Raw genomic sequence first — 25586 nt, 5'->3', positions numbered from 1 at the left:
GCGAAGATCCGTACATGTGTGCGAAACTGCTGCTCATGCTCTCGGACGAACTGCGTGTCGAACGCCTGCACCGCGACGAGCGGCTCGCCGTCGCCCTGATCACCGGGGTCGCCGAGAACTGCACGCTGCGCGGCGGGCACAGCCTCGCCGAGGGCCGCGACGCCATCGCCGCCGAGCTGGAGCCGCACCACCCCGGGCGGCGGCGGCTCATCCTCGCGCACAGCGCGGCCGCGTTCGTCGGCGGGGAGTACCGCTACCAGCAGGCCTGCGCCGAGCTCCTCCTCGGGCTCGGCGCCGACCTCGACCTGGCCGTGCGCATCGCCATCCGGCGCACCGGGCTGCCGGTCACCAACCTCGGCAACGCGGAACGCCGCCGGCGCCTCATGGCGATCGAGCCGCTACCCGCCCCAGACCCGGGTGATGCCACCGGAGATGCGCGCGGGGCCGGCTGAAGGGCGGGCGGGGTCGACCACGACCGGGCGCGGCGGCCCGGCCACCACCCCGTTCACGGTGCCGTACCCGATCTCCGTGCTCACCAGCGACGGCAGCCCCCGCTCGGCGATGAGCCCGAGCGTCGTGCGCACCTGCGCGTCGGCGAACTCCGCGCCGAGACAGCGCCGCGGGCCCATGCCGAAGGGCAGGAAGGTGTACGGCCGCAGCGGTGCGTCCGTCCAGCGGCTCGGCCGGTAGCGGCGCGGCTCGGGGTACACCTCGGGATCGCGGTGCTCCAGCAGCGGTGAGGCGAACACGAGCGCACCGGCGGGGAGCTCCGTGCCGTCGACGGCCACCGGGCGCGTGGTGTGCCGGGGGAGGGTGACCGGTACCACCGGCATGACCCGCTGCGCCTCCCGCACCGCCGCGTCCAGCCCGTCCGGCCCGCTCGGGTCGGCGCGCTCCGCGCGGTCCGGATCGGGGCTCGCGATCAGGCCGAGCAGCACGACAGTCATCGTCATCGCGGTCGTCTCGAAGCCCGCGGCGAAGAACCCGTGCAGCTCGCCCACGATCTCCTCGGTGCTGAGCCGGTCGCCGGACTCGTCGCGGGTGTGGCACAGGATCGACAGGGCGTCGGCGCGGGGCTCCTCGCCGCGGCGCTGCTCGATCAGCGTGGCGAGCCGCTCGTACGCCCACGCGACCCGCCGCAGCCAGCGCGCGTACGGGGTGCCGGGCACCTCGCGGCGCAGGGCGAGCACGCCGAGGCTGAGCGCGTCGCCGCCCAGCCGCACGATGACGCCGGCCTGCGCGGCGAGCTCGGGGGTCGGCTCCAGGCCGAGCAGGCAGCGCAGCAGGTTCGCCTGCGAGATGCGCAGAAACTCGGCCTTCGCGTCGAATCTCCCGGTTTCCGCGGTCGCGAACCGGGACTGTGCGAACGTCCGGGTGAAGATTTCGGTGTACCGCTGCACGGCGGTGCGGTGCACGGCCGGCATCACGAGCCGGCGCCGGCGCGTGTGCTCGGCGCCGTTGGCGGTGATGACCGCGTCGAACATGCCCGACCAGGGCCGGCCCGGCGGCACCGCGAAGGCGCCCGGCGGCCGCTGGAACGTCTCGTTGTCGGTGAGCAGCTGGCGGGTCGCCTCCCGCCCGCGCAGCACGAGCACGGAGCCGTTGCGGTCGGTGACCGGCACCACGCTCCGGCCCGTGTGGCGCTCGATGCGGCTCAGCAGGTACCGCGGCGTCCGGGCGAGGAACTGCAGGTTGTTGGCGACCGCGACCCCGCGCGGCCCGGGCGCGTCCACGCGCAGCGACATGTCGAACAGCCCGCCCGTCACACGGACCACTGTGGCCCAGCGTGACACTCCGGCGCCATCGGGTAACCGGCCGGATCGCGCGCAACCGCCCTGCACTGTCGCGCGAACTGCGGTGCGCCGCGCCTGTCCGACGGTTGGTGGAGCCGATCACCAGCCGTCCGACAGGAGTCGCCCATGTTCCCCGGAATCCGGCGTACGCTCGCCACCGCCCTCGCGGCGACGCTCGTCTCGCTGGCCGTGGGGGCCGGTCTCGCCACGGCCGCGCAGGCCGACGTCCCGCTGTTCTCGTGCCGCTCGCACGGCCCCGACTGCCGTCAGGCGGGCGCGCCGCCCGTGATCCTGCCCGAGCCGAACGGCACCATGGGCCAGGACGAGTTCATCGCGGCCGCGGTGCCGGGCGCCCAGCAGAGCCGCCGCGAGCACGGCGTGCCGGTGTCGGTGACGCTGGCCCAGGCGATCCTCGAGTCCGGCTGGGGCAAGAGCGCCCTGTCCACTGTGGACAAGAACTTCTTCGGCATGAAGTGCAACGGGCAGGGTAAGTACGCGCTCGGCTGTCGCAGCCACGCCACGAGCGAGTGCACCGCGGCCGGGGCGTGCTTCTCCGCCACGGCGTCGTTCCGGATGTACGGCGGCGCCGCGGACTCGTTCCGCGACCACGGGTACACGCTGGCCTCGCTGGCCCGCTACAGCGTCGCCTTCCAGTACGGGAACGACCCGAACCGCTTCGTGGCCGAGATGCACAAGGCGGGCTACGCCACCGACCCGCAGTACACGGTCAAGCTGACCGGCGTGATGGTCAAGTACAACCTGTACCAGTACGACCTGCCGGCCTAGCTCCTACGGGTGACGTCCCGGGAGGTCGCCGTCGTCGGACCAGTCGGCGGTGTCCTCCACCGGCCGCGCGACCGAGTGCGGCTCGCCGCGCAGCTCGTGCTGCAGCGCCGCGAAGTCGGTCGGCGGGCTGAGGTATTTCAGATCCCGCGCGATCTTCGCCTGCTTGGCCTTGGCCCGTCCGCGTCCCATGAGTCGCCCCCCATGCGCACAAGTGTTGGAAGTCCATTCGTGCCCGATACGATAGCGCGCCGCCGCGACGCGGGCGAGCCGGTTCGTTGTGATCTCGGCACACGTATACCCCGCCCCGAAATGTACGGCCGGTCATGCACCGAACGTGGCCGGATGATCACCGCCGCCCGACCCGGATCACGGGCGCGGCGGCCGCACCGGTCGCGGCCAGGTGGACCGGTGACACCCTCGCCCACGGCCGTGCCGCGGCGTGCCGGCCGAGCGCCACAGCCGGGTCCGGGCGTGCCGGCCGAGCGCCACAGCCGGGTCCGGGCGTGCCGGCCGCGCACCACGGCCGGCGCTGGGTACGGTGCGCTGACCGGTGACCCGGCGCGGGTGGTGTCCGTCGCCGGCCTCACCCCGTCCGAGCCTGGGGCCCGGGCCACGTCCGGATCACCATGCCGTTGGCCGCGCGACCCACGACCCGCCGTTCGCGGCCCCGGCCGTGCCGTGCGCGCGGCGCCGGCAGAGCGCGCCGAACGCCTCGGCGTCGCCGGGCAGGTCGTCGTAGTCGATGTCGTAGTACCGCGCGTAGAGGCCGCCGACCATAAACCGGCCCGGCCCGCGGCCCGATCGAGTTTCCGGTGTGTGCGATTGACGGTATATACCGTGCGGAGTATGTTCGAGGGGTGCTGTCGGTCTTCGAGGTGCTCGCGCTGCCCGCGCGGCGGGACGTCATTCACGCGCTGCGCGGCGGGCCCAGGTCCGTCGGGGAGCTCGCCGAGGGGCTCGGGGTCAGTCAGCCGATCATGTCGAAGCACCTGCGCGTGCTGCGCGACGCCGGGTTCGTGAGCGTGCGTGCCGATGCGCAGCGCCGGTGGTACGAGCTGCGCGCGGAGCCGCTCGCCGAGGTGGCGCAGTGGCTGGAGCCGTACCGCTGGATGTGGGAGAGCCGCCTCGACCGGCTCGGGGCGCGGCTGGACTCGATGCGCGACGAGGAAGAGGGAGAACCGAGGCCATGACCGATCCGGAGCTCGTCGAAACCGGGCCGCGGCCCGCGGTACACCTGGAGCGCACCTATGACCATCCGATCGAGCGCGTCTGGCGGGCGGTGACCACGCCGGAGCACCTGGCGCAGTGGTTCCCCACCGGGGCGACAATGGACCTCCGGCCGGGCGGCCGGATCCGCTTCGGCGACCTCGGCGACGGCGGCTCCGAGGGTGAGGTCGTCGCCGTCGAGCCGCCGCACCGCCTCGACTTCCTCTGGGGCGACCAGCGCTTCGAGTTCCGCCTGGAGCCCGCGGGCGCCGGCACCCGCTTCACGCTCGTGCACCACTTCGACGACCGGGCCGGCGCCGCCAGCTTCGCGTCCGGGTGGGAGACCTGCATGCGGGCGCTTTCGGCGGTACTCGCGGGAGCCCAGCCGCCCCCGCCCGGCCGGGCGGTCGCCCGGCACGAGGAGCTCGTGAGCCGCTTCGGGCTCGACCGGCCCGAGGTGACCCGCGACGCGGCCGGCTGGCACGTGCGCTTCGAGCGGCAGCTCACCTGCCCGGCCGAGCGCGCCTGGAGCATCTTCTTCGGCGGCGGCGACGCGCCCGGCGCTGGCGAGGCGTTCCACCCGTTCGCCGCGCCCGGCGAGGTCCTCGGTACCGTCGTCGCCGCCGACACCGCGAAGACCTTCGTGTTCGACACCGCCGCGGGCGAGCCCGGCACGCAGGTGCGGCTGCACCTCGGCCCCGGCACCGGCCACGGCGCCCGGCTCGTGCTCGAGGTCGACGGCACCGACGAGTCCGAGATCGGCCCGGCGATCGACCAGTGGGGCGGCGGCGCGATCGCCCACGTCGCCCGCGAGGCGGCCGCGAGCAACGGTTAGCGGCCGCCCGTCACGTCGATCGTCGTGCCCGTGACGAAGGCGGCGTCGGGGGACAGCAGCCACGCCACGGCGCCGGCGACGTCCTCGACGGTGCCCGCCCGGCCCATCGGCTGCTGCGGCCCGACCCGGCGGGCCCGGTCCGGGTCGCCGCCGTCGGCATGGATCTCGGTGTCGATGATGCCGGGGCGCACGCTGGTGACGCGGATGCCGTACCGGGCCACCTCCAGCGCCAGCCCCCGGGTCAGCGTGTCGACGGCGGCCTTGCTCGCGGCGTAGTCGACGTACTCGCCCGCCGCGCCGAGCTCCGCCTGCTTCGACGAGAGGTTGACGATCGCCCGGTCCGGCCGGTCGCCGCCCCGCATCCGCAGCACCGCCTCGCGGCAGCACATGGCCAGCCCGACGACGTTCACCGCGAGGACGCGCGCCCAGCGCTCGGCCGTGATCTCCTCGAACGGGCCCTGCCGCTCCAGGATGCCGGCGCTGTTGACCAGGCCGTTGAGGGGGCCCATCGCGTCCGCGGCGGCGAACAGCGCACCGACCTGGGCCGGGTCGGCGACGTCGCAGGGCCGGGCCCGGACCGGGGCGTCGGGCCGGTCCAGCTCGGCCACCAGCTTTTCGGCACGTTCGTGGTTGCCGCGGTAGCCCAGCAGCAGTCCCCGGCCGGGCACCCCCGCAAGCCGGCGGGCCACCCCCGCGCCGATCCCGCGCGTGCCCCCGGTGATGACGTAGACGGCTTCGAGTCGCATGGGGCTGGACCGTACGGGCCGAGGTCCCGCCGGGGGAGAGGCAGAATCACTGAGTGAGTCAGACGATGATCGGCCGGGTCCTGGCGCTGCTCGACGCCGTCGCCGACGCGGGCGCCATCAGCCGCCGCGACCTGGCCCGCACGACCGGGCTGCCCCCGGCGACGGCCAACCGGATCGTCGCGAGCCTGCTCGGGCAGCGCCTGCTCGCCGAGTCGCCCGCCGGGTTGCGCCTGGGCCTGCGGCTGTTCGAGCTCGGTACCCTGGCCGGCGACTCCGGGGTCAGCCTGCTCGACGTGGCCCGCCCGTACCTCGTCGACCTGCACGGCGCCTTCGGCTGGACGTCCCAGCTCGCGGTCCTCGACGGCGACGCGGTGATCTACCTGCTCAAGGTCGACTCCCACCGCCGGCCCCGCCTCGACACCCGCGTCGCGGGCCGTTTCCCGCCGCACTGCACCGGCGCGGGCAAGGCCCTGCTCGCGTTCGGCCCGCCCGAGGCCGCCGACGACCTCCTCGGCCGCGCGCCGCTGACCGCCCGCACCCCCGCCACGATCACCGACCGCTCCCGGCTGGCGGCGGACCTGCGCGCGACCCGGCGCCGCGGGTACGCCGTCGACCGCGGCGAGTTCCAGCCCGGCATGATCGGCGTCGCCGCACCCGTCCGCGCGGCCGTCGGCCCTGTCGCAACGCCCGCTCGCGCGGCCGGCCACCCTGTTGCCGCGGTCACCCTGGCCGGCCCCGCGGAGTCGTTCGACGTCCCGCGCGCCGCGCACGCCCTGCGCATCGTCGCCCAGATCATCGAGTCCCGCCTGCGGTGACGTTCGACGGAAGCCGCTCAGGACCGGACGCACCGCCGCGGCCGCCGATCGGGCGCCGGCCGGTCATCCGCGCGGCCGTTCCCGCATTCCGCCGATTGGGTCTGGCCGAAGTGCCTCACGTCCGGCTAATGTGGCTAGTGAGACCGGCATCTTCCCCCGTGGATGCCGGTCTCCATTATTTCCGGTGTACCGGCTGAGGCTCGGCCCGCTCGATCAGCGCCGCGATGCGCGCTTCGAGCCGCGGCGGGCACGAATGCGCACCGGCCGGGTCGGCGGCGATGGCGTTGCCCGGTTCGAGCAGTTCGATGCGCTGGTGGGCCACGCGCAGGCGGCCGTAGTCCCGGTCCCGGAACGCCGCCTCGACCTGCTCGCTGAGGCCGTCGAGCAGCAGCCACCCGTCGGCCGGCAGCCGCCAGGTGAGCGCCGCGCGCAGCGCCTCGGCGATGTCGTGCGTCGGGGCCTCGGTGCTGCGCGGGTACGGCAGGTACTGATAACCGACCCCGCGCACGGTGACCAGATGGTGCGGTCGCGCCGGCTCGGGCTCGATCTTGGCGCGCAGCCGCTGGATGTGCACGGTCAGCGTGTTGCTGTCGCCCGGTACGCCGTCCCAGATGGCGCCGAGGAGATGCTCCCGCGCGAGCGTGCGGCCGGGGTTGCGCACGAACGCCTCCAGGAGCTGAAATTCCTTCAGGGGCAGCTCCAGCGGCCGGCCGGTGACGGTGGCGGTGCGCGCGGCCGGGTCGAGCTCGACCGGGCCGGCGGCGATGACGCGCGCCGGGGTCCGGCCCGCGACCTCGGGTCGCCGGCGCAGGACGGCCCGGATGCGCGCGACGAGCTCGCGGGTGCCGAAGGGCCGGCCGAGGTAGTCGTCGGCACCGTGGTCCAGGGCCCGGACGATGTCCTCCTCGCCGCCGCGGGCCCCGACGACGATGATCCCGACGTCGGGCCGGGCGCGCAGCTCCCGGCACAGCGCCAGGCCCGGCTCCTCCACGCGGGCGAGCTCGAGCAGGACGACGTCGGCGCCGTGCGCGTCGACCTCGAGCACGGCATCGGCGAGGCCGGCGACCCGCGTCTCGTAGCCCTCGCCGCGCAGCAGTGCGGTCAACGCGGCGGTCGGCGACGGGTCGTCCTGGACGAGCAGCAGGCGGGTCACAGCCACAAACATATGTCAAAGTGCCCGGGCGGCGAGGCCCGGAGCCACCTTGCAGAATGCTCACGTGACGCCGGACGCCGCCTCATCGTGGCGCAGAATGCTCGCGTGACGCCGGACCGCCGCATCATCGTTGCCCTGGACTGCGACCACCGCGAGGCGGCCGACGCGATCGTCGAGCGGCTGGGCGAGGACTGCGGGTCGTACAAGGTGGGCCTGGAACTGCTCACCGCGGCCGGCCCGGCCCTCGTCCGCGACCTTGTCGAACGTGGCAAGGCGGTCTTCCTCGACCTCAAGCTGTTCGAGATCCCGAACTCCGTGGCCGGCGCGGTACGCGCGGCCGCGGCCCTGGGCGTGTCGATGGTGACCGTGCACGGCCTGGGCGGTACGGGCATCATGCGAGCCGCGGTCGAGGCCGCCCGCGACTTCCCGCAGCTGCGCGTCCTGGCCCTGACCGTCGTCACCAGCCTGACCGACGCCGACCTGGCCGACGTGGGCGTGCACGCCACGACCGGCGAGCAGGTGCTGCGCCTAGCCCGCCTGGCGGACCGGGCCGGCTGCCACGGGGTGATCGCCGCCCCGGCCGAGGTCGCGGCGCTGCGCGGCGTGCTGGGCGCCGGCCCGCTCATCGTCACGCCGGGCGTCGCCTTGCCGGGCGACGGCCCGACCGGCCACGCCCGCCCCGGCACCCCGGGAGCGGCCGTCGCCGCCGGCGCCAGCCACGTGGTCGTGGGAAGGACCGTGACCCGCGCACCGGACCCGCTGGCCGCACTGCACCGGGTCCGCGCGAACATCACCCCGTAGCGGGCCGCTCACCAGCCGAACAGCGCCAGGGTCTCGCCCCGCGCGATGGCCGCCAGCGCCACGCCGACGTAGTCCACGATGTCGGGCGGCGGGTTCCGTACGTCGGCCCAGCACAGCTCGCCGCACTTGTCCGGCTCGGCGATGCGCGGCTCGCCCGTCCAGGCCTCCACCGCGAAGAACAGATGCAGGTACTCGTGGTCCTGCGCGTCCTCGGCCGCGGTGTGCAACACCAGCGCGAGGCGGCAGCGGGCCGGGCCCGCCTCGACGCCGACCTCCTCGCGCAGTTCGCGGACCAGCCCGCTGACCGCGTCCTCGCCGCCGTCGAGGTGCCCGGCCGGCAGCCCCAGGCACCCGTCGCGGTGCCCGGTCCCGGCGCGGCGCATCAGCAGCAACCGGTCACCGTCGCGGAGCATGCCGTGCACGGCGACGGCGGCGCGGAAGGGGTCGAACGCCACCGACCGACCCTACCGCGCCGAGCACGGCGGCCCCGAAGGCACTACTGTGTCGGGCAGCCCGAAGGCGCGTCGTTGTACTCGTTGGTGTAGATGCGCACGAGCATCCGGCGATTGCTCGTCACCGCCTGCGGCACCCAGGCGTCGGAGGTCTCGTCGGCGCCGGCGAAGCACCACGCGGCCGGGGTGTACTGGGCGTCGGCGGCCGAGATCGCCGCCTTCGCGGCCGAGCACCGGCTCGCCGACTTGTCGTGCATCTACTGGTTCGTGTGGCTGTAGACCTGGGCCAGGCCGGGGCCGCCGTCGGAGGACAGCGACCCGCCGGCGACGGCGGCGTCGACGGGCGCCAGGTCCGAGGCGCTCCACGCCAGCTGCTGCAGCCCCGACGTGCTCTTGCCGGAGTCCACCACGGGCTTGACGTTGTCCCAGGCGACCGCCCCAGGCCGTCGCCGAGCCGGCCAGCACCACGGCGACCGCCGCGGTCAGGACGAGGCCGGGTCGTCCGATACTTATGTGCATCGATGCAACCTGGTGCGGGCCGGCCATCGCCACCGCCCCGTCAGGTGCAGGACTCGAGGTCGACGAGGATCTCCGAGGCGGAGGCGGCGTCGAGGGCCGAGAACGGTACCGTCCGCTCCGGCGACCACTGCGAGGCCGCGTCCGGGGCGATCCAGACGTCGCTGAGCCGCTGCTCCGGTTGCTCGTTGGGCAGCCCGAGCATGATGCCGGGGTCGAGCCCGGCGATGAGCAGCCGCCCGCCGGGCAGGTCGCGCTCCATCCGGCCCTGGTACCCGCCGTCGACCCCCGCCCGCCGCCAGCCCCGCCGCTCCAGGCCGAGCAGCTTCACCGTCATCGCCCTGCGCTCGTCGAAGCGGGCCAGGCGCACCGCGGCGGCCTCGTCGGGCCGCAGGTGCCGGACCCTGCGGCCGAGCTGCTTGAACGGCTGCAGCAGGCCGTAGTCGCCGAACACCGCGGACCACGCCGCCACGTCGAGGTCGACCGGGTGGGCGACGCCGAGCAGGGTGTCGCCGGGCAGCTCGACCCGTTCGTCGGCGACGTCGGCGAAGGTGCGGTCCTCGGCGATCCGCAGCGCCGGGCCGGGCCGCCCGGGCGCGCCGGTGATCCAGACCAGCCGCCGGGCCAGCGGCCACAGCAGCGGATGGTCGAGGAGCACGGTCCGCAGCTCGTCGGCGCGCCACCGCCGCCCGAAGCCCATTGCGCGCTCCAGCCGCCGCACCTGCTCGGTGGCGACCTTCCGGGCGCCCTTCTTCGCCGCCGTCCACCGCTCCTGCGCCGCGCCCGCCCGGGCCGCGTCGTCGCGGGCCGCGGGCGCCGGCAGGTCGGCCCGCCGGGTGCCGTCCTCGTTGTCCACGAAGGGCTTGAGGTGCTCGTCGAAGCCGCCGACGAACCGCCGCGGGCCGTAGTCGAGCACCATCGTCGCGTCGGCGTCGAGGCCGAGGCGCGGCACCAGGCGGTCGGCGAGCTGTTCGGTGGTGAGCCCGAGCGCGAGCGCGACCTCGGCCAGGTTGGCGTCGGCGCGGGCCCGCACCGCCTTCGCCTTCGCCTTGGTCGAGATGTCGCGCAGCTCGCGCAGCGCCGCCTCGGTGCCGAGCCGCGCGAGGGTGTCGAGGCCGGCGGCGGCCCGCTTGTGGGCTCCCTCGTAGGGCCACCGCTGCACCGCCCCGGCGAGGGCCGCCGCGGTGTCGTCGTCGCCGAGCAGCGCCTGCGCCTCCAGCGCCCAGCCGTCGGCGGGCGGGGCGTCGACCGCCTCCCAGCGGCGCAGCAGGTCGAGCCCGAAGCGGGCCAGGTCGCCCTCGTCGCACGCCTCGCGCACGACCGCGATCCCGGCGTACGGCGAGCCCGGCTTGGAGATCATGAGCATGGTCAGCAGGTGCCCGACCGCGGCCGGCGGCAGCGTTGCGGCGCCGCCGCGCAGCCGGACCGGGGGCAGCGCGGCCACGTCGGTCCACTCCGGCGGCGCCGGGATCCGGGCCGGCAGCTCCAGCAGCGGGTCGGCGTCGACCAGGGCGGTGACCGCCGCCGTGGCCGGGGGGCCGTAGCCGGCCGCGGCCGCGAGGATCTCGTCGCGGTGCCCGGCCGCGGCCAGGGCGGTCAGTGCCCGGCCGGCCGCCCGCCGCGGCTGCGCCTCCCGGCCGAGCGCGGCGGGGATCAGGGCCCGGGCGGCCGCCGCGGGGTGCGCCCGCAGCCAGGCCAGCGCGCTCTTGCGGGCGGACTTGAGCCGGTCGAGCCAGTCGGCCACGAGCAGCGCGATCTCGGGGCTGCTGAAGGCCATCGGCACCCCGGCGTCGCCCGGGTTGAGCTCCGCGATCCGCAGCACCAGCGGGTAGGCGTCGACCCCGAACCGCGCCGCGGCCGCCGTCACCCACCAGATCTCGGACCGCTTGTGCGGCCGGTAGGTGCCCAGCAGCGGCCGCGCCAGCTCGTCGGGGCCCTCGAGGAAGAGCAGGGCGGCGTTGTACCCGTACACGTCCCCGACCTGGATGTCGTGCGCGATCCTGGCGTAGTTCAGGCCCGGGCGGCTCTTCGGCAGCCCGGCCACCAGCCGCTCCCGCTCGCCCGGCGGCCACGCCGCGGCCGGCCCGTCGGTGCAGGTCAGGTCGAGCACGACGCGCTTGGCCGCCGGGCGCTTCTTCGTCCACGGCGGCGCGACGAGCACGGCGGGCAGCGCGTCCGCGGGGGCCGCGCCGGGCGGTGGTCCGCCGGGCCGCAGGTCGCCGGGCGCGAGCCCGGGGTGGCGGGCGGCGTGCCGGCGCAGCAGCTCGGGGATGCGCGGCTTGTCGCGGGCGGCGTCAAGCAGCCGCATCGCGCGGTCCGGATACCGCTCGGCCGCCTGCTCGATCGAGGCCTGGACGCCCCGGCGGTCGGCCTTGTCGACGAGTGCCTGGAACGCCCGGTCGGTCGGGACGGCCGCCAGCGCGTCGGCCATGTCGCGCAGGAACTGAGTGACGCGGAAGGTGCTCGACCGCATCAGCGGCCCGTTCCAGTCGGCGGCGTACACGTCGAGGATCCCGTCGCCCAGCGCCACGGTGAGCGTGTGCAGCAGGGCCGGCGTGCGCAGCTGCTCGTCGGCCCGCCACTCCTGGCGGCGCTTGATCGACCGGGCCTGCGCGGCGTCGGCGACCGAGGCCATGAGCAGCGGCGCGAGCGAGTGCCGCTCGGTCAGGGCGGCGACGTCCTGCTCCACCCAGTCGCGCTCGGTCGGGACGAGGAAGCACGCGGCGATCCGGTGGAACGTCGAGGCGGGCCGGGCCGCCCGCAGGGCCTCGACCGCCGCGGCGTAGACGTCGTCGGGCGCGCCGGCGAGGGCGGCCCGCACGGGGCCGAGCGCGGCCAGGGTCAGCCGCGCGGTGCTGCCCGCGCCGGCGCCCCACAGCCGCATGAGGTACTGCGGCCCGTGCTCGGGCGAGTACGCCTGCTCGACGGTGACCCCGAGGGCGGCGAACTCGGCGCCGATGCGGGCGGCGAGGACCGGGCCGTGCCGGGCGACCCAGTGCTCGCCCACCGCCGGCGCCAGCTCCGGGCCGCGCACGGACGAGCCGAGGTGCGCCATCCACACGGCGGCCACACCGAGCGGCTCCGGGTCGGCGGCCCCGCCGGGCGACGCCGGCCCGGCGGCGGCCCCGTCGAGCGGCGCCGGATCAGCGGCCCCGTCGAGCGCCGCAAGCCCGGCCGCGCGCACGTCGTCGGGCGTGCCCGGGTGTTCGAGCACCCGGGCGGCGCCGGAGGGCTCGGGCGGCGGCTCACCGCTCGGCTCACCGGCGACGACCGGGCCGCCACGGTACGGATAAATGCTGCGCCGCCACGACGCCGGGATGACGAAGCTCACGGGGGCACACTAACGACGGCCTATGACATTTTTCGGAGGCCGCGGAGGAACACGTCGACGAGGCGGCGTCCGTAGTCCGCCGTCTCGCCCGGCACCGGCCGGCTCAGCAGCGCCACCGCGTGCAGGATGTCCACGGCGCCCACGTCGGAGCGCACCTCGCCGGCCGCGGCCTGCAGCAGCGCCTCGAGCACCGGGGTCATGCGCCGGTAGAAGTACGCGCTCAGCTCCTGGTGCGCGGCGTCGCCCGCGTGCAGCGCCGAGGCGAGCCCGACCTTGGTCGCGACGAGCTCCGTGTACCGCTGCACCCATTTCGCCAGCGCCACGCCGGGCGGATGGGCCGCCGCGAGCGTCGGGCCGGCCTCGGCGCAGGCGTCGATCTCGTGTTCCAGCACGGCGATGACCAGGTCCGAGCGCTGCGGGAAGTGCCGGTACAGCGTGCCCACGCCGACGCCGGCCCGGTCGGTGATCTCCTTGGCGGGGGCGTCGACGCCGGCGGTGGCGAGCACGTGCTTCGCCGCCTCGAGCAGGGCCTCGAGGTTGCGCCGCGCATCGGCTCGACGGGGTGGCGGGGCCGGGGTTGGCAAAACGGAAATCCTTTCCGTATCGTAGCGGAAGAGCTTTCCGTTTCCACGATACGGCAGGAGACCGGCATGCAGTACCGCACCCTCGGCCGGACGGGCATCAAGGTCAGCCCGTACGCGCTCGGCACGCTGATGTACGCGACCTCCGTCGGCAACGCCGACCCGGGCGACTCGATCCGCATCCTGCACAAGGCGCTCGACGCGGGGATCAACTTCGTCGACACCGCCGACGCCTACGGCGACTCGGAGGAGGTCGTCGGCAAGGCGCTGCAGGGCCGGCGCGACCGCGTCGTGCTCGCGACCAAGTTTGCCCGCCCGACGGGCGAGGACCCCAACCAGCAGGGCGCGTCGCGGCGCTGGATCATGCGCGCGGTCGAGGACTCGCTGCGCCGGCTGCAGACCGACTACATCGACCTGTACCAGGTGCACCGGCCCGACCCGGCGACCGACGTCGAGGAGACGCTCAGCGCCCTCTCCGACCTCATCCACAGCGGCAAGGTCCGGGCGATCGGCACGTCCGGGCTGCCGCCGTCGGACATCGTCGAGGCCCAGTGGGTCGCCGAGCGCCGGGGACTGGAGCGGTTCCGGACCGAGCAGCCGGTGTACTCCCTGCTCAACCGCGGCATCGAGCGCGAGGTGCTGCCGGTGGCGCAGCGGTACGGCCTCGGCACCCTCGTCTGGGGCCCGCTCGGCCAGGGCCTGCTCACCGGCCGCGTGCGCAAGGGCGGGGCGAACGACCTGAGCCGCGCCCGCTACTTCAAGCACCTCAACGACGAACGCCGCCTCGACGTCGTCGAGCGGCTCGTCCCGCTCGCCCGGGAGGCGGGCCTGCCGATGACCCACCTCGCGATGGCCTTCACCATCGCGCACCCCGGCGTGACCAGCGCGCTGCTCGGCGCCCGCACCGAGGAGCAGCTCGACGACCTGCTCGCCGGGCTCGACGTCGCCCTCAGCGACGACGTCCTCGACCGCATCGACGAGATCGTCCCGCCCGGCACCGACGTCGGGGCGGTCGACCAGGCCTACCTCCCGCCGGCCCTGCTGGTGCCGGCCCTGCGGCGGCGGCCGGCCGCGGAGCGCTCCGCGACCTGAGCCGCGATGCCGGCCGCCCGCCTCAGGACGCCAGCCGGGGGCGGGCGCCGCGCTCGGGCTCGAGCTCGTTGATCTCGGCCCACACCGTGTCGAGGGAGAGGCCGAGCACCTCGGCGATCGCCGCGATGGTCGAGAAGGCCGGGGTGGCGACGCGCCCGGACTCGATCTTCCGGAGGGTCTCCGGGGAGACGCCGGCGTCCAGCGCGGTGCCGAGCATCGAGCGCTGCCCCCGGGCGCGGCGCAGCAGGGCGCCGAGGCGCTGCCCGCGCTCGACCTCTTCGGGAGTGAGCGGCAACCTGACCATGGCCCAATTCTAATACCGGGATACTATGGCCGGGATAGTTATTGGTCGTGCGAGGAAGGCGCCACATGATCGAACTCCTGGACCCCGCCGACCTGCCGCGCGCGCGGGAGACGGGCGCGGTGGTCGCCGGCATCCTGCAGACGCTGAAGGGCCGCAGCGTGGCCGGCACCAACCTGCTGGACATCGACCGGTGGACCCAGGCCATGATCGCCGAGGCGGGCGCGCAGTCCTGCTACGTCGACTACGCGCCGTCCTTCGGGCGCGGGCCGTTCGGCCACTACATCTGCACGTCGGTCAACGACGCCGTGCTGCACGGCCTGCCGTACGACTACGAGCTGGCCGACGGCGACCTGCTGTCGCTCGACCTCGCCGTCTCCAAGGGCGGCGTCGTCGCCGACTCGGCCGTCAGCTTCGTCGTGGGCGGCGCGCCGGCCCCCGGGGACGTCGCGATGATCGGCGCGACCGAGCGGGCGCTGCGGGCGGGGATCGCCGCGGCCGGCCCGGGCGCCCGCATCGGCGACATCTCCCACGCCATCGGCTCGGTCCTGGGCGCGGCGGGGTACCGGATCAACACCGAGTTCGGCGGCCACGGCGTGGGTTCGACGATGCACCAGGACCCGCACGTGTCGAACACGGGCCGGCCCGGCCGCGGGTACAAGCTGCGCCCCGGGCTGCTGCTGGCCCTCGAGCCGTGGGTCATGGCCGACACCGCCGAGCTCGTCACCGACGCCGACGGCTGGACCCTGCGCAGCGCGACCGGCTGCCGGACGGCCCACAGCGAGCACACGATCGCCATCACCGACGGCGGGGCCGAGATCCTGACCCTGCCGAGGTAGCCGCGCTCACCGCGTTTCCAGGCGCTGCGCCGCGGCCTGCGTATCCCGCTGGTCCCACGTGATGGACCCGTCGCCGAGCCCGGCCAGGACGGCGTCGATCCAGCGGATCTCCGCCTCGGTGATCGCATGCAGGTACTCGGTCTCCAGCATGGTGACCCGGGGCATCTCGAAGCCACCCTCGCCGATCAGCGCGTCCCGGTCGGCGAGCCGCTGGACCAGCAGGTCCCGGCGCGTGGCCAGGAGCTCGCGAGTGGTCCGCGGGGAGATCATCGGCAGGAACGACAGGGCCGCGGGGAACTCGGGGAACTCGTTGCGCGGCGTGGACAGGATCTCGGCGATCCACTGCCGGGACGCGGCGCGCCCGGCGTCGGTCAGCTGATAGGTCGTGCGCTCCGGGTACAGGTGGTCACGGGTGGTCTCGTGGACCTCGATCAGCCCGGCCTCGGTGAGCCTGGCGATGGTCTTGTAGAGCGTGGCCCGCTGCCCCACGTTGACGACCTGGTCCTTGCCCCACTGCTTGATCAGCTGCTGCATGCGGTACGGGTGGAGCGGGCGATCCTCGAGCAGCCCGAGGATCGTCAACGCCAAGGGGGAACGCCGGAAGTCGGTAGCCACGATTGGAATCTACGCTAGTGCGCGGCTATCTAGTTGCAAAGAAACTAGTCTCCATGACACTATCGAGGCATGACGATCCACCGCACCCCGATCGACGTGCCGGCACCCGCCGTCGCGGCCCGCCCGGACGTGCCCCGGGTGCTTGCGCTCGGTACCGTCGCCGGCCCTGGTCTGTTCACCCTCGCCTGGCTGATCCTGGGCTTCATCAGCTCCGGCTACACGGTCGGCGGCACCCGCATCGAGCCCTACTCGCACATCAGCCAGCCCATCAGCGGCCTGGGCATGGGCGCCACGGCCCCCTTCATGAACACCGCCTTCATCCTCAGCGGGCTCCTGCTCCTGGCCGGGGTGATCGGCGTGTTCCTGAGCATCGGCGCGGCCGGCCGCCCCGTGGCTCGATGGACGAGCGCCGTCCTGCTCGCGCTGACGCCGGCCGGCCTCGTGGTGGTCGGGCTGTTCGATCTCGACGCCCCGGTGCTGCACCTGACCGGCGCCGCCCTCGTGTACATGCTCCCGGTGCTCAGCTTTCCCCTGACCGGACTGTTCCTGCGCCGCGTACCGGGCGGGCGGCGCTTCGGCCACCTGCTCCTGCTCGCCGGCGCGCTGACGTTCGTCCTCACGATCGTCTTCTCGATGACGTTCGACCAGGACACGACCGCCGCCGGGCAGGGCGTGGCCGGCCTCACCCAGCGGGTGCTGTTCACCGAGGTGCTCGCCTGGTTCGCCGCCCTGGGCTGGTGGGCCCGCCGCGCGCCGGCCCGCCGGCCGGCGGGGTGACGACCGTGGCGCAGGCTCGTACCGCACTGGTGATCGGCGGCGGCATCGGCGGCCCGATCGCGGCGATGGCGCTGCAGAAGGCCGGCATCGAGTCCACCGTGTACGAGGCGTACGACGGCGCCGCCGACGGTGTGGGCGGTGGCCTGACCGTCGCGTCGAACGGGCAGTTCGCCCTCGACGCGATCGACGCCGCGGACGTCGTCCGGGACATCGGTACCCCGCTCGCGGGGATCGAGCTGCGCACGTGGAACGGGCGGACGCTCGGCGAGTTCGGTACCCTGCCCGGCCTGCCGGCGAGCCGGTTCGTCTGGCGGTCCGACCTCTACCGCGCGCTGTACGACGAGGCCGCCCGCCGCGGCATCCGCATCCGGCACGGCAAGCGGCTGGTCGACGCCACGGAGACCGGCGACGCCGTGACCGTCGTCTTCGCCGACGGCACGAGCGCCGGCGCCGACGTGCTGATCGGCGCCGACGGCATCCGCTCGACGGTGCGCTCGCTCATCGACCCGCAGGCCCCGGGGCCGAGCTACACCGGCCTGATCAGTTTCGGCGCGCGGGTGACCGGCGCCGGGCTGCCGCCCACCGGCGGGCGGATGCTCATGACGTTCGGCAAGCGCGCCTTCTTCGGCCACGTGGTCTTCGACGACGGGACCACGGCGTGGTTCGCCAACCTGCCCCGGCGGGAGCCCATGACCCTGGCCGAGGCGCGAGCCGTACCGGCCGAGGCCTGGCGGACGACCCTGCGGGACGCGTTCGCCGGCGACCGGTGCCCCGCGGTGGAACTGCTCGACCGTACCGACCCGGCCGACCTGATCATCACCGGGCCGTCGGAGAACATGCCGGTCGTGCCGGTGTGGAGCCGCGGCCGCATGGTCCTGACCGGCGACAGCGCCCATGCCGCGTCGTCCAGTTCGGGCCAGGGCGCGTCGCTGGCCGCGGAGAGCGCCGTGCAGCTTGCCCGGTGCCTGCGGGACCGGCCGTACGCGGAGGCGTTCGCGGCGTACGAGCGGCTGCGCCGGGAGCGGGTCGAGAAGATCATCGCGGAGGCCGGCCGGACCAACGCCGGCAAGGCCCCCGGCCCCGTCGGCCGCGTCGTGCGCGACCTGCTGCTGCCGGTGGTGTTCAAGCTGTCCAAGCCGGAGAGGACGGCCTGGCAGTACGACCACCGCATCGACTGGGCGAGCCCGGTCTGACCCGGCCGCGGTGGCCGGAATCGTACCGCCGGCGCGGCATGATGCGGCGCCGGCGGGGCAGGGCCGCCCCATGTCGCAGCTCCTGGTCACGTCCTACGGCGATCCGCGCGAGTCCGTAACGCTGGAACCGGCGCCCCAACCGGTGCTGGGGACCGACGACATCCTGGTCGAGATGGAGGCCGCGCCGGTCAACCCGTCCGACCTCCTGCTCGTCCGGGGTGACTACGGCGTGCGGCCGCCGCTGCCGAGCCCGCTCGGCGGCGAGGGCGTCGGGCGGGTGGTCGACGCCGGCGCGGGCGCGGGGAGGCCGCTGGTCGGGCGGCGGGTGGTCATCCTGCCGAACTACGAGCAGGGCACCTGGGCGGATCGGGTGGCGACGTCGTACCGCAACGTCGTACCGGTCCGCGCGGACGGCGACCCGCTGCAGCTCGCCATGCTGCCGATCAATCCGGCGACCGCGTACCTGTTGCTGCACAGGTTCACGACCCTGGCCCCCGGCGACTGGGTCGGCCTGAACGCCGCCAACTCCGCCGTCGGCCTGGACGTCATCGCCCTCGCCCGGCGGGAGGGCCTCAAGACCCTCGGCGTCGTGCGGCGCGACGCCGCGGCCCAGGCGGTGCGTGACGCCGGCGCCGACCGCGTGATCGTCGCCGGGGACGACCTGCCCGCGCGGATCGCCGCGGCGCTGGACGGCGCCGAGCTCGGCCTGGTGCTGGATGCCACCGCCGGCCCGGTCGTCGCCGACCTCGCCGCGGCGCTGCGGTTCCGGGGCGCGGTGGTCAGCTACGGCTACGTGACCGACGAGCCGCCGGCCGTACGCGCCCACGACGTCATCTTCAAGGAGGTGACGCACACCGGGTTCTGGCTGCTGAACTGGGTGCGAAACGCGCCCCGCACCGAGATCGAGCAGACGTACCGCGCGCTCGGCGACCTCGTCGCCGGCGGTGAGCTGGCCGTGCCGGTCGACGCGACCTACCGCCTGGACGACTACCGCACGGCGATCGAACACGCGATGGCCCCGGGACGCAGCGGCAAGGTCCTGTTCACCTTCGGGTCTTCCGGGTAATGGCAGTACCTCTCAGCGGCCTCGCGGCGGACGTAGCGTCGAGGGCATGGACGGCCGAGCCGAGATCCGCGACTTCCTCACCACCCGCCGCGCGCGCATCACGCCGGAGGGGACCGGGCTGCCGACGTACGGCGGCCACCGGCGGGTCGCGGGGCTGCGCCGGGAGGAGGTGGCGCTGCTGGCCGGGGTGAGCGTCGACTACTACATCCGCCTCGAGCGCGGGAACCTCACCGGGGTGTCCGACAGCGTCCTGGAGGCCGTGGCCCGTGCCCTGCGGCTGGACGAGGCGGAGCGGGCGCACCTGTTCGACCTGGCACGGGCCGCGAACCTCGGCCCGGCGGCCCGGGCGCGCCGCCCGCGGGCCCCGCGGCTGCGGCCGCAGACCCAGCGGCTGCGGCCGCAGACCCAGCGGCTGCTGGACGTGATGGTCCTGGCCCCGGCGTACGTGCGCAACAGCCGGCTCGACATCCTCGGCGCCAACGCGCTGGGCCGGGCCGTGTTCGCGCCGCTGTTCGACACCACCGCGGCGACGCCGAACATCGCCCGCTTCATCTTCCTCGACGCGGCCGCGCAGGCCTTCTACCGCGACTGGGACGAGCTGGCCGGCGACGTGGTCGCGATGCTGCGCGCCGAGGCCGGCCGCGACCCGCACGCGCGAGCGGGGGGTCAGCCGGCCGACCGCAGCAGCCGGTCGATGACCGACGCGTCGCCCACCACGGCGACGCGGCCGTCGGTGCAGGCCTCGGTGAGCCCGTCCGGGTCGGCCAGCAGCGCGCCCAGCGTGCGGGCGTCCGCGCGGAGCGAGGCGTCGGCCGTCGCGGGCTCGCCGGGCTCCACCTCGATGCCGCCCGGCGCCAGGCGGACCGTCCACACGCGACCGTCGAGCTCGAGGCGGCAGCTCGCCGGCGGGGCCGCGGGGTCGGGGCGGGCGGCGCCCTGCAGGTAGATCAGGACCGAGGTGGCGCTGAGGGCGGCCGGCGGCGGGGGTTGGGGTGCGTCGATGCCCCAGTCGCCCAGGGCGCGCACGATCGGCTCCAGGCCCCGGCCCCACTCGGTCAGCTCGTAGACCGGGCCCTCGCCGCGGCGGAGCACGCCGTGGGCCTCGAGCTCCCGGAGCCGGTCGGCCAGCAGGTTCGAGCTGACGTGGGGCAGGGCCAGCCGCAGCTCCGAGAACCGCTGGGGCGTCAGGAGCAGCTCGCGCACGACCAGCAGCGCCCAGCGTTCCCCGACGACGTCGAGGGCCCGGGCGATCCCGCATGAGTCCCGGTAACTCCGGCTGGTCGGCACGCCTCATAAAGTACCACGGCAGCAGGTTGTTTTTAACAACTGACTATGGTTAGTGTTTGCGACCATGAGCGAATTGCTGCTGCAGGACAAGACCGCCGTGATCTATGGGGGTGGGGGCGCCATCGGTGGTGCCGTCGCTCGGGTGTTCGCCCGGGAGGGCGCTCGGGTGTTCATCGCGGGGCGGACGCGGGCGCGGCTCGACGCCGTCGCGCGGGACATCGACGCCGCGGGCGGGGTGGTCGAGGCGGCGACGGTCGACGTGCTCGACCAGGCGGCGGTCGAGGAGCACGCCGGGGCGGTCGCGGGCCGGGCCGGCGGTATCGACATCGCCCTCAACGCCGTGAGTGTCGGGCACGACCAGGGGACGCCGCTCGCGGAGCTCTCGCTGGAGGAGTTCATGCGGCCGATCGACGGCTTCCTGCGGGCGCTGTTCATCACCAGCAAGGCCGTGGCCCGCCACATGGGCCACCGGCGCCCCGGCGTGATCCTGACGCTGTCCGAGCCCGGGGCCAAGCTCGCCGTCGGCGGCATCCTGGGCCACGCCGCGAGCGCGGCCGGCAAGGAGGCCTTCGCGCGGGTGCTGGCGGCGGAGCTGGCCCCGCGCAACATCCGGGTCGTCGGCATCCGCCCGCACGCCGTCGCCGACGCGCCGGCCGCGGGCTCCTACACCGCGGAGCTCTTCCGGCCGGCCGCGGCCGCGGCGGGGCAGTCGGTGGCGGAGTTCCTGGAGGGCGGCCTGGCCCAGGGAACGCTGCTGAAGCGGCTGCCGACGCTCGCCGAGACGGCGGAGACGGCGGCGTTCCTGGCCTCGGACCGCGCCGGCGTCATGACCGGCGTGATCGTCAACCTGTCGGGCGGCGCCTTGGTCGACTGAGCTGCCGCGGGGAAGCCGGTCGAGCCGGCGTCACGCACTTCGACACCGCCGGGATGTACGGGTGGGGCGGTGGCCCATCCACCGCCACAACCGGTCGCGCGTATGACGTACTGTGCGCCCGTGTCCACGCCCCGGATCATCGCGACCACCATCGGCATCGGCGCATCAGCTGTGGCCGGCTACGGCATGTACCGCCTGATGCTCATCGGCTCGTGCACCGGCGACGGCTGCGACTCGGGTATCTGGGTCTTCGTCGTCGCGCTGCTCCTCGCGGTCCTCGCCGCGATGGTCGGCGACACCCTGCTCCTCGTCGCGACGCTGCTCGCCGGCCTCGGCATCGGCGCGGGGCTCGGCGCGGTCGCCGACCCGAACGGCCAATGGGCCGGCTACGTCATCGGCGCGGCGCTGGTGCTCAGCAGCGTCACCACGGTGCTGGTCGGCCGCGCGACCCGTAAGGCCATGGCCGGCATGCGGGCCGCGATCCGGGACAGCCTGCCGACCGTCACGCCCGACACCCTGCAGACGACCGGGCGGGCCGCCGTCGCCGAGGTGCTGGCGGTGCGGGAGACCGGCACGACCGTCAACGACAACCCGATCGTCGGCCTGCGGGTCCGGCTGACCCCGACCGACGGTGGCGACCCGGTGGAGGGCGAGAAGAACGCACTGGTGTCCCGGCTGAACATCCCGCGCGTCGGCGAGCGGTACGCGGCCGGTTTCGACCCCGGATCGCCGGACTCGTTCGTCCTGATCCTCACGGTCACCGACCACACCCCCGCACATCTGCGCGAGCTGTACGAGCGGATGCGCACCGAGGCCACGCCCGGGTTCGACCCCCTCGAACGGCTCGGCAAGCTCAACGAGCTGCGGCTGGCCGGCGCGCTGACCGAGGCGGAGTTCGAGCGGCAGAAGGCGAAGCTGCTCGGCCCCTCCGGCTGACGGCGGGCGAAGGCCTACCTCCCGCGGCCCGGCCGGGTGTCGCCTCCGCCGGGCCGACGCGGTGGTCAGTTGCAGGCGCCCGTGCACGGTACGAACGGGGCGGTCGTGCCCGTGACGGAGGCGGTGGCGCGGGGCAGGCCGGACGCCGTCGCGGTGACCGTGATCGGGCCGGCGCCGGTGGCCCGGACGAGCACGTAGGCGACGCCCTGGTAGGCCCGGCGGACGGGGCCGCGGAACGTCTCGTGCACGGGGCTGCCGCTGTCGACGGCCACGACGGTGCCCGGCCCGCTGACCGCGAACGTGATCGGCGCCGAGGAGCCGGTGACGACCCGGCCCGCGGAGTCGGCCACGGTCGCCTTCACGTAGACGACGTCGTCCTGGTCGGTCGACACCGTGGCGTGGTCGGGCGCGAGCAGCACCTGGCTCGCCGTGGTGCCGGTGGGCGGGGGCGTGGTGGCCGGCGCGCCCCAGGTGCGCTGCCAGGAGTAGCCGATCGGGCGTACCGTGCCGACGCCGTCGATGAGGCCGAAGGCGCTTTCGGCGTTGGGCCACAGGCCGTCGGCCTCGCCGAGGTACGCGGCGCCGGTCCAGACGAACAGCCCGGTGAGGCCGGGGTTGCCGCGCACCGTGGCCCAGGCCGAGGTGTCGGTGCCCATCTCGGTGAGCAGGCCGGGCCGGGCCGGCGCCAGGGCCATGGCCTGGATGACCTCGGCGGGCCGGTAGTTGCCGCCGAAGACGTCGACGGTGGTGCGGGTGGCCCCGGTCACGTCACCGCTGTCGGCCGGGCGGAACAGGGCCTGCGTGACCGGGCGGCCCGGGTCCAGGCTGTGGGCGATCGAGACCATCCGGGTCAGCAGCGGCGTCCGGGTCGCGAGCGGGTCGCGGATCTCGTTGCCGGTGCTCCACATCGCGACGCTGGGGTGGTTGCGGTCGCGCATGACGATGCCTGCCGCGTCGACCTGGTACCACGGCACCGTACCGGTCGCCCCGGGCACCGCCGGCGAGCCGGTGGGGGCGGGCGCGGCACGGTTGAAGTACGTGGCGTAGTCGCCGGCGTCGCTGTACTTGTGCTGGGTCCAGACGTCGAAGAACTCGTCGAGGACCAACAGGCCCATCCGGTCGGTCAGCTCGAGGAAGGCCGGACTCGGCGGGTCGTGGGCGGTGCGGACGGCGTTCACGCCGAGCGCCTTGAGCTCGGCCAGGCGGCGCTGCATCGCGCGCTGCGGGGCGGCCAGCCCGAGGCCGTGGTAGTCCTGGTGCAGCGCGACGCCCTGGAGCTTCAGTGCCTTGCCGTTGAGGCTCATACCGGTCGCGGCGTCGAACGTGAGCGTGCGGATGCCGACGGGGGTGACGTCGTCGTCGACCGCGTTGCCGCCGGCGACGACGGTGGTGCTCAGGGAGTACAGGTTCGGGCTCTCCAGGCTCCACAGCCTCGGGCCGCTCACCGCGATGTCGTAGGCGAACGTGGCCGAGGCGCCGGCCGCGACGGTCCGGGCCGCCGTGGTGACCGGGGCCAGCACGGCGCCGCCGGGGTCGGTCAGCGTGCCCCGCACGGCGATGCTCGCGGCCGCGGTGCCGCCGTTGACGACCGTGGTCTGGGCGTGGACGGTGGCGGCGGTACCGGTCGCGCCCGGTGTGGTCACGGCGGTGGCCCACTGGTCGACGTGCACGGGGTCGGTGGCGATGAGCCGTACGTCGCGGTAGATCCCGGCGCCGGTGTAGAAGCGCTCGGCCGGCTGCTGGGTGGTGTCGGTCCTCACGGCTATGACGTTGTCGGCGCCGCCGAAGCGGGCGACGGCGGTGATGTCGTACCGGAAGCCGGTGTAGCCGTACGGGTGGGTCCCGATCAGGGTGCCGTTGACGTAGACGCTCGCGTTGGCCATCACGCCGTCGAACTCGATGAACACCTTGCGGGTGCTCGGCACCGCGGCGAGGGAGAAGTGCTTGCGGTACCAGCCGATGCCCGAGGGCAGGTAGCCGCCGCGGCCGGTGCTCGGGGCGGCCTGGGCGAACGGGTCGGCCGGCGGGTTCGGGCCCTCGATGCTCCAGTCGTGGGGCACGCTGAGGCCGCGCCAGCCGCCGTCGGCGTAGGACGCCGCTCCGGCGCCGGCGGCGTCGCCGTAGTGGAACAGCCAGCCGGGGTCGAAGTCGACGACGGTGCGGAGCCGATCGGGCGCGGCGGCGGCCGCGGGGACGGTGACCAGCAGTGGCGCGACGAGCAGCAGCAGTGCGAGTGCGGTCCGCGATCGGAACATCGTCGCTCCTCAGGACTCGAAGGCGCCGAGGTCCGGGGCCGGGCCGGTGTAGGGCAGGCCGACGTTGACGCCCTTGTCGATCAGGGTGCTGTTCGCGGCGAGGTGCAGGCTCGACAGGACCGGCAGGCCGCCGCCGGACTGACGCGCCGCGTCCCAGCCGGTGGTGGCGACGCTGCGGAACTGGGCGTCGGACATCGACACCGACAGGTTCCACGAGTTGTTCGCAGCGCTCGTGCCCGTCATGTTCGAGGTCAGGCTGCCGGCGTAGGCGATGTTGTTGCGCAGGTTGCCCAGCCCGACGGCCGCGCCGCTGGAGTTGACGCCCAGCATGTTGTAGTCGGGGTGGTTGTTGTAGCTCGTGTTGTTGAAGTAGTCGTTCGCGAGGGTGTGGTGGTTGGCGTAGAAGCCCGCCGACCTGTTGCTGAACGCGACCGAGGTACGAACGGTGTGCTTGACGCCGTTGCTGACGTAGCCGCCGCCGTAGCCGCCGGCCTTGAAGCCGTTGCCGTTGCCGGCCGACGTGTTCGTGCCGGGCACGTAGCCGTTGTGCCACGCCCACGAGCTCTCGATGGTCACCGACGAGAAGGCGTTGATGAGGTCGAAGCCGTCGTCGGAGTTGTTCCAGGCGCGGCAGCCGCGGAACACGTTGCCCGGGTGGCCGGCCGAGATGTGCGCGCCGAAGCCGTCGGCGCTCTCGCCGGCGCCGTTGGAGGTCATCGAGTCGTAGTTGTCGTGCGCGTCGGAGTTGAGCACGAGGTTGCCCCCGCCGTCCTGGATGAACAGGCCGGGGCCCATGTTGTGGTGGGCGTTGATCAGCTCGAAGGTGTTGTTGCTGCCCGAGACCCACACGCCCCACGACTCGTGGTTGAGGTTGTTGTTCTGCCGCACGCCGGTGACCTCGAGGCCCTTGAGGTGGATCCAGGCGCCGGTGACGTCGAAGCCCTTGATCCGGCAGTTGTCGGTCATCCGGGAGAAGTCGAAGACCGGGCGCTCGCCGGCGTACGCCCAGTAGCGGATCGGGCTGCCGGAGGCGCCGCTCTTGTTCAGCGTGATGGCGTCGACGCGGGCGGTCTGGCTGGAGCACGCGCTGTTCGCCCGGGTGTAGGCGTAGGTGCCGCCGCGGAAGTACACCGTGTCACCGGCCGCGGCGACCGACTGGGCGTGCGCGATCGAGGCCCACGGGGCGGCCAGGGTCCCGGCGGCGCCGTCGTTGCCCGACGGCGCGACGTAGAAGGTCCGCGCGGCGGCCGCGTGGCTCGAGGGCGCCGCGGCGACCCAGGGGACCAGCACGGCCGCGGTGGCCAGCAGAACGACGGTCGAGCGTTGCATCGGGCGC

At 74.4% G+C, this 25586-nt stretch carries 28 protein-coding genes and 1 pseudogene; 14 read left to right on the top strand and 15 right to left on the bottom strand.

The genetic code is table 11. From position 1 onward, the window contains the following. Positions 1–14 precede the first annotated feature (14 nt). Positions 15–452, top strand: a complete 438-nt coding sequence (locus tag ACPPVO_RS37465) for a hypothetical protein (RefSeq protein ID WP_426503298.1) — start codon at positions 15–17, stop codon at positions 450–452. On the opposite strand, the gene ACPPVO_RS37460 is transcribed toward ACPPVO_RS37465, so the two are convergent. Further along, positions 399–1766, bottom strand: a complete 1368-nt coding sequence (locus tag ACPPVO_RS37460) for a cytochrome P450 (protein WP_426503297.1) — start codon at positions 1764–1766, stop codon at positions 399–401. The two genes, ACPPVO_RS37465 and ACPPVO_RS37460, sit on opposite strands and share 54 nt — an antisense overlap. A 153-nt stretch (positions 1767–1919) precedes the next feature. Between ACPPVO_RS37460 and gsmA the strand changes: the two genes are divergently transcribed. Next, positions 1920–2579 (top strand): sporangiospore maturation cell wall hydrolase GsmA, encoded by a 660-nt coding sequence (gsmA, locus tag ACPPVO_RS37455; protein WP_426503296.1) that lies wholly within the window; start codon positions 1920–1922, stop codon positions 2577–2579. 3 nt (positions 2580–2582) lie between these two features. Here the strand turns inward: gsmA and ACPPVO_RS37450 are convergent, their stop codons facing one another. Next, the gene (locus ACPPVO_RS37450) at positions 2583–2768 is read right to left on the bottom strand and encodes a DUF3073 domain-containing protein (protein WP_426503295.1); all 186 of its coding nucleotides are present in this window, start codon (positions 2766–2768) and stop codon (positions 2583–2585) included. A gap of 432 nt (positions 2769–3200) precedes the next feature. Next, a complete protein-coding gene (locus ACPPVO_RS37445; protein WP_426503294.1) occupies positions 3201–3356 on the bottom strand; it encodes a hypothetical protein in 156 nt (51 codons plus the stop codon). Positions 3357–3436: 80 nt separating this feature from the next. Between ACPPVO_RS37445 and ACPPVO_RS37440 the strand changes: the two genes are divergently transcribed. After that, positions 3437–3769 carry an ArsR/SmtB family transcription factor gene (locus tag ACPPVO_RS37440; RefSeq protein ID WP_426503292.1) on the top strand — a complete coding sequence of 111 codons (333 nt, stop codon included), beginning with the start codon at positions 3437–3439 and terminating at the stop codon, positions 3767–3769. Beyond that, the gene (locus ACPPVO_RS37435; protein WP_426503291.1) at positions 3766–4620 is read left to right on the top strand and encodes an SRPBCC family protein; all 855 of its coding nucleotides are present in this window, start codon (positions 3766–3768) and stop codon (positions 4618–4620) included. Before ACPPVO_RS37440 ends, ACPPVO_RS37435 begins: the two co-directional genes overlap by 4 nt. Here the strand turns inward: ACPPVO_RS37435 and ACPPVO_RS37430 are convergent. Continuing rightward, positions 4617–5366: an SDR family oxidoreductase gene (locus ACPPVO_RS37430; RefSeq protein WP_426503290.1), complete on the bottom strand. Its 750-nt coding sequence runs from the start codon at positions 5364–5366 to the stop codon at positions 4617–4619. The two genes, ACPPVO_RS37435 and ACPPVO_RS37430, sit on opposite strands and share 4 nt — an antisense overlap. Before the next feature lie 53 nt (positions 5367–5419). On the opposite strand from ACPPVO_RS37430, the gene ACPPVO_RS37425 reads away from it, so the two are divergent. After that, positions 5420–6181 (top strand): IclR family transcriptional regulator, encoded by a 762-nt coding sequence (locus tag ACPPVO_RS37425; protein ID WP_426503289.1) that lies wholly within the window; start codon positions 5420–5422, stop codon positions 6179–6181. Between the two features lie 175 nt (positions 6182–6356). On the opposite strand, the gene ACPPVO_RS37420 is transcribed toward ACPPVO_RS37425, so the two are convergent. After that, complete coding sequence (locus ACPPVO_RS37420; protein WP_426503288.1) at positions 6357–7334, bottom strand: CATRA system-associated protein; 978 nt, start codon at positions 7332–7334, stop codon at positions 6357–6359. A 105-nt stretch (positions 7335–7439) separates the two neighbouring features. Between ACPPVO_RS37420 and pyrF the strand changes: the two genes are divergently transcribed. Continuing rightward, positions 7440–8135, top strand: a complete 696-nt coding sequence (gene pyrF / locus ACPPVO_RS37415; RefSeq protein WP_426503287.1) for an orotidine-5'-phosphate decarboxylase — start codon at positions 7440–7442, stop codon at positions 8133–8135. A gap of 8 nt (positions 8136–8143) precedes the next feature. Here the strand turns inward: pyrF and ACPPVO_RS37410 are convergent, their stop codons facing one another. From ACPPVO_RS37410 to ACPPVO_RS37390, 5 genes are all read right to left on the bottom strand, one after another. Then, positions 8144–8590, bottom strand: a complete 447-nt coding sequence (locus tag ACPPVO_RS37410; RefSeq protein ID WP_426503286.1) for an NUDIX hydrolase — start codon at positions 8588–8590, stop codon at positions 8144–8146. A 41-nt stretch (positions 8591–8631) separates the two neighbouring features. Continuing rightward, positions 8632–8844, bottom strand: a complete 213-nt coding sequence (locus ACPPVO_RS37405) for a hypothetical protein (RefSeq protein ID WP_426503285.1) — start codon at positions 8842–8844, stop codon at positions 8632–8634. Further along, the gene (locus tag ACPPVO_RS37400; RefSeq protein WP_426503284.1) at positions 8845–8997 is read right to left on the bottom strand and encodes a hypothetical protein; all 153 of its coding nucleotides are present in this window, start codon (positions 8995–8997) and stop codon (positions 8845–8847) included. 149 nt (positions 8998–9146) lie between these two features. Beyond that, positions 9147–12434: a DUF4132 domain-containing protein gene (locus tag ACPPVO_RS37395; RefSeq protein ID WP_426503283.1), complete on the bottom strand. Its 3288-nt coding sequence runs from the start codon at positions 12432–12434 to the stop codon at positions 9147–9149. A 20-nt stretch (positions 12435–12454) separates the two neighbouring features. Next, positions 12455–13018: a TetR/AcrR family transcriptional regulator gene (locus ACPPVO_RS37390; protein WP_426503282.1), complete on the bottom strand. Its 564-nt coding sequence runs from the start codon at positions 13016–13018 to the stop codon at positions 12455–12457. Positions 13019–13084: 66 nt separating this feature from the next. Between ACPPVO_RS37390 and ACPPVO_RS37385 the strand changes: the two genes are divergently transcribed. Continuing rightward, positions 13085–14107: an aldo/keto reductase gene (locus ACPPVO_RS37385; RefSeq protein ID WP_426503280.1), complete on the top strand. Its 1023-nt coding sequence runs from the start codon at positions 13085–13087 to the stop codon at positions 14105–14107. 22 nt (positions 14108–14129) lie between these two features. Here the strand turns inward: ACPPVO_RS37385 and ACPPVO_RS37380 are convergent, their stop codons facing one another. Beyond that, positions 14130–14411: a helix-turn-helix domain-containing protein gene (locus ACPPVO_RS37380; RefSeq protein ID WP_360379255.1), complete on the bottom strand. Its 282-nt coding sequence runs from the start codon at positions 14409–14411 to the stop codon at positions 14130–14132. A gap of 65 nt (positions 14412–14476) precedes the next feature. On the opposite strand from ACPPVO_RS37380, the gene map reads away from it, so the two are divergent. Beyond that, on the top strand, positions 14477–15247 hold the full coding sequence (gene map / locus ACPPVO_RS37375; protein ID WP_426503279.1) for a type I methionyl aminopeptidase: 771 nt from the start codon (positions 14477–14479) through the stop codon (positions 15245–15247). Positions 15248–15253: 6 nt separating this feature from the next. Here the strand turns inward: map and ACPPVO_RS37370 are convergent, their stop codons facing one another. Continuing rightward, complete coding sequence (locus tag ACPPVO_RS37370; RefSeq protein ID WP_426503278.1) at positions 15254–15862, bottom strand: PadR family transcriptional regulator; 609 nt, start codon at positions 15860–15862, stop codon at positions 15254–15256. Positions 15863–15931: 69 nt separating this feature from the next. On the opposite strand from ACPPVO_RS37370, the gene ACPPVO_RS37365 reads away from it, so the two are divergent. From ACPPVO_RS37365 to ACPPVO_RS37350, 4 genes and pseudogenes are all read left to right on the top strand, one after another. Then, positions 15932–16639 carry a DUF998 domain-containing protein gene (locus ACPPVO_RS37365; RefSeq protein WP_426503277.1) on the top strand — a complete coding sequence of 236 codons (708 nt, stop codon included), beginning with the start codon at positions 15932–15934 and terminating at the stop codon, positions 16637–16639. Between the two features lie 5 nt (positions 16640–16644). Then, complete coding sequence (locus ACPPVO_RS37360; protein ID WP_426503276.1) at positions 16645–17832, top strand: FAD-dependent oxidoreductase; 1188 nt, start codon at positions 16645–16647, stop codon at positions 17830–17832. A gap of 70 nt (positions 17833–17902) precedes the next feature. Next, positions 17903–18898, top strand: coding sequence for a zinc-dependent alcohol dehydrogenase family protein (locus ACPPVO_RS37355; RefSeq protein WP_426503275.1), 996 nt, complete (start codon positions 17903–17905; stop codon positions 18896–18898). Between the two features lie 46 nt (positions 18899–18944). Then, positions 18945–19502 (top strand): annotated as a pseudogene (locus tag ACPPVO_RS37350) (helix-turn-helix transcriptional regulator); the annotation flags it as partial. A gap of 62 nt (positions 19503–19564) precedes the next feature. On the opposite strand, the gene ACPPVO_RS37345 reads toward ACPPVO_RS37350, so the two are convergent. Next, the gene (locus ACPPVO_RS37345) at positions 19565–20101 is read right to left on the bottom strand and encodes a winged helix-turn-helix transcriptional regulator (RefSeq protein ID WP_426514769.1); all 537 of its coding nucleotides are present in this window, start codon (positions 20099–20101) and stop codon (positions 19565–19567) included. 148 nt (positions 20102–20249) lie between these two features. Here ACPPVO_RS37345 and ACPPVO_RS37340 point away from each other — a divergent pair, with 148 nt between their 5' ends. Both ACPPVO_RS37340 and ACPPVO_RS37335 read left to right on the top strand, forming a co-directional pair. Continuing rightward, positions 20250–21059 carry an SDR family NAD(P)-dependent oxidoreductase gene (locus tag ACPPVO_RS37340; protein ID WP_426503274.1) on the top strand — a complete coding sequence of 270 codons (810 nt, stop codon included), beginning with the start codon at positions 20250–20252 and terminating at the stop codon, positions 21057–21059. Positions 21060–21179: 120 nt separating this feature from the next. Continuing rightward, positions 21180–21995: an SHOCT domain-containing protein gene (locus ACPPVO_RS37335; protein ID WP_426503273.1), complete on the top strand. Its 816-nt coding sequence runs from the start codon at positions 21180–21182 to the stop codon at positions 21993–21995. Positions 21996–22060: 65 nt separating this feature from the next. Here ACPPVO_RS37335 and ACPPVO_RS37330 read toward each other — a convergent pair whose 3' ends face one another. Together ACPPVO_RS37330 and ACPPVO_RS37325 are read right to left on the bottom strand one after the other, a co-directional pair. Beyond that, a complete protein-coding gene (locus ACPPVO_RS37330; RefSeq protein WP_426503272.1) occupies positions 22061–24250 on the bottom strand; it encodes a glycoside hydrolase family 2 TIM barrel-domain containing protein in 2190 nt (729 codons plus the stop codon). 9 nt (positions 24251–24259) lie between these two features. Next, entirely contained in the window at positions 24260–25579 is a 1320-nt protein-coding gene (locus tag ACPPVO_RS37325; protein WP_426503271.1) for a right-handed parallel beta-helix repeat-containing protein, read from the bottom strand. Positions 25580–25586 lie beyond the last annotated feature (7 nt).

It is taken from the genome of Dactylosporangium sp. McL0621 (assembly GCF_049995355.1).
In the GTDB taxonomy this organism is placed as follows: domain Bacteria; phylum Actinomycetota; class Actinomycetes; order Mycobacteriales; family Micromonosporaceae; genus Dactylosporangium.
The sequence above is the reverse complement of the archived record's forward strand: the minus strand, read 5'-3'. Positions and strand labels throughout refer to the sequence as shown.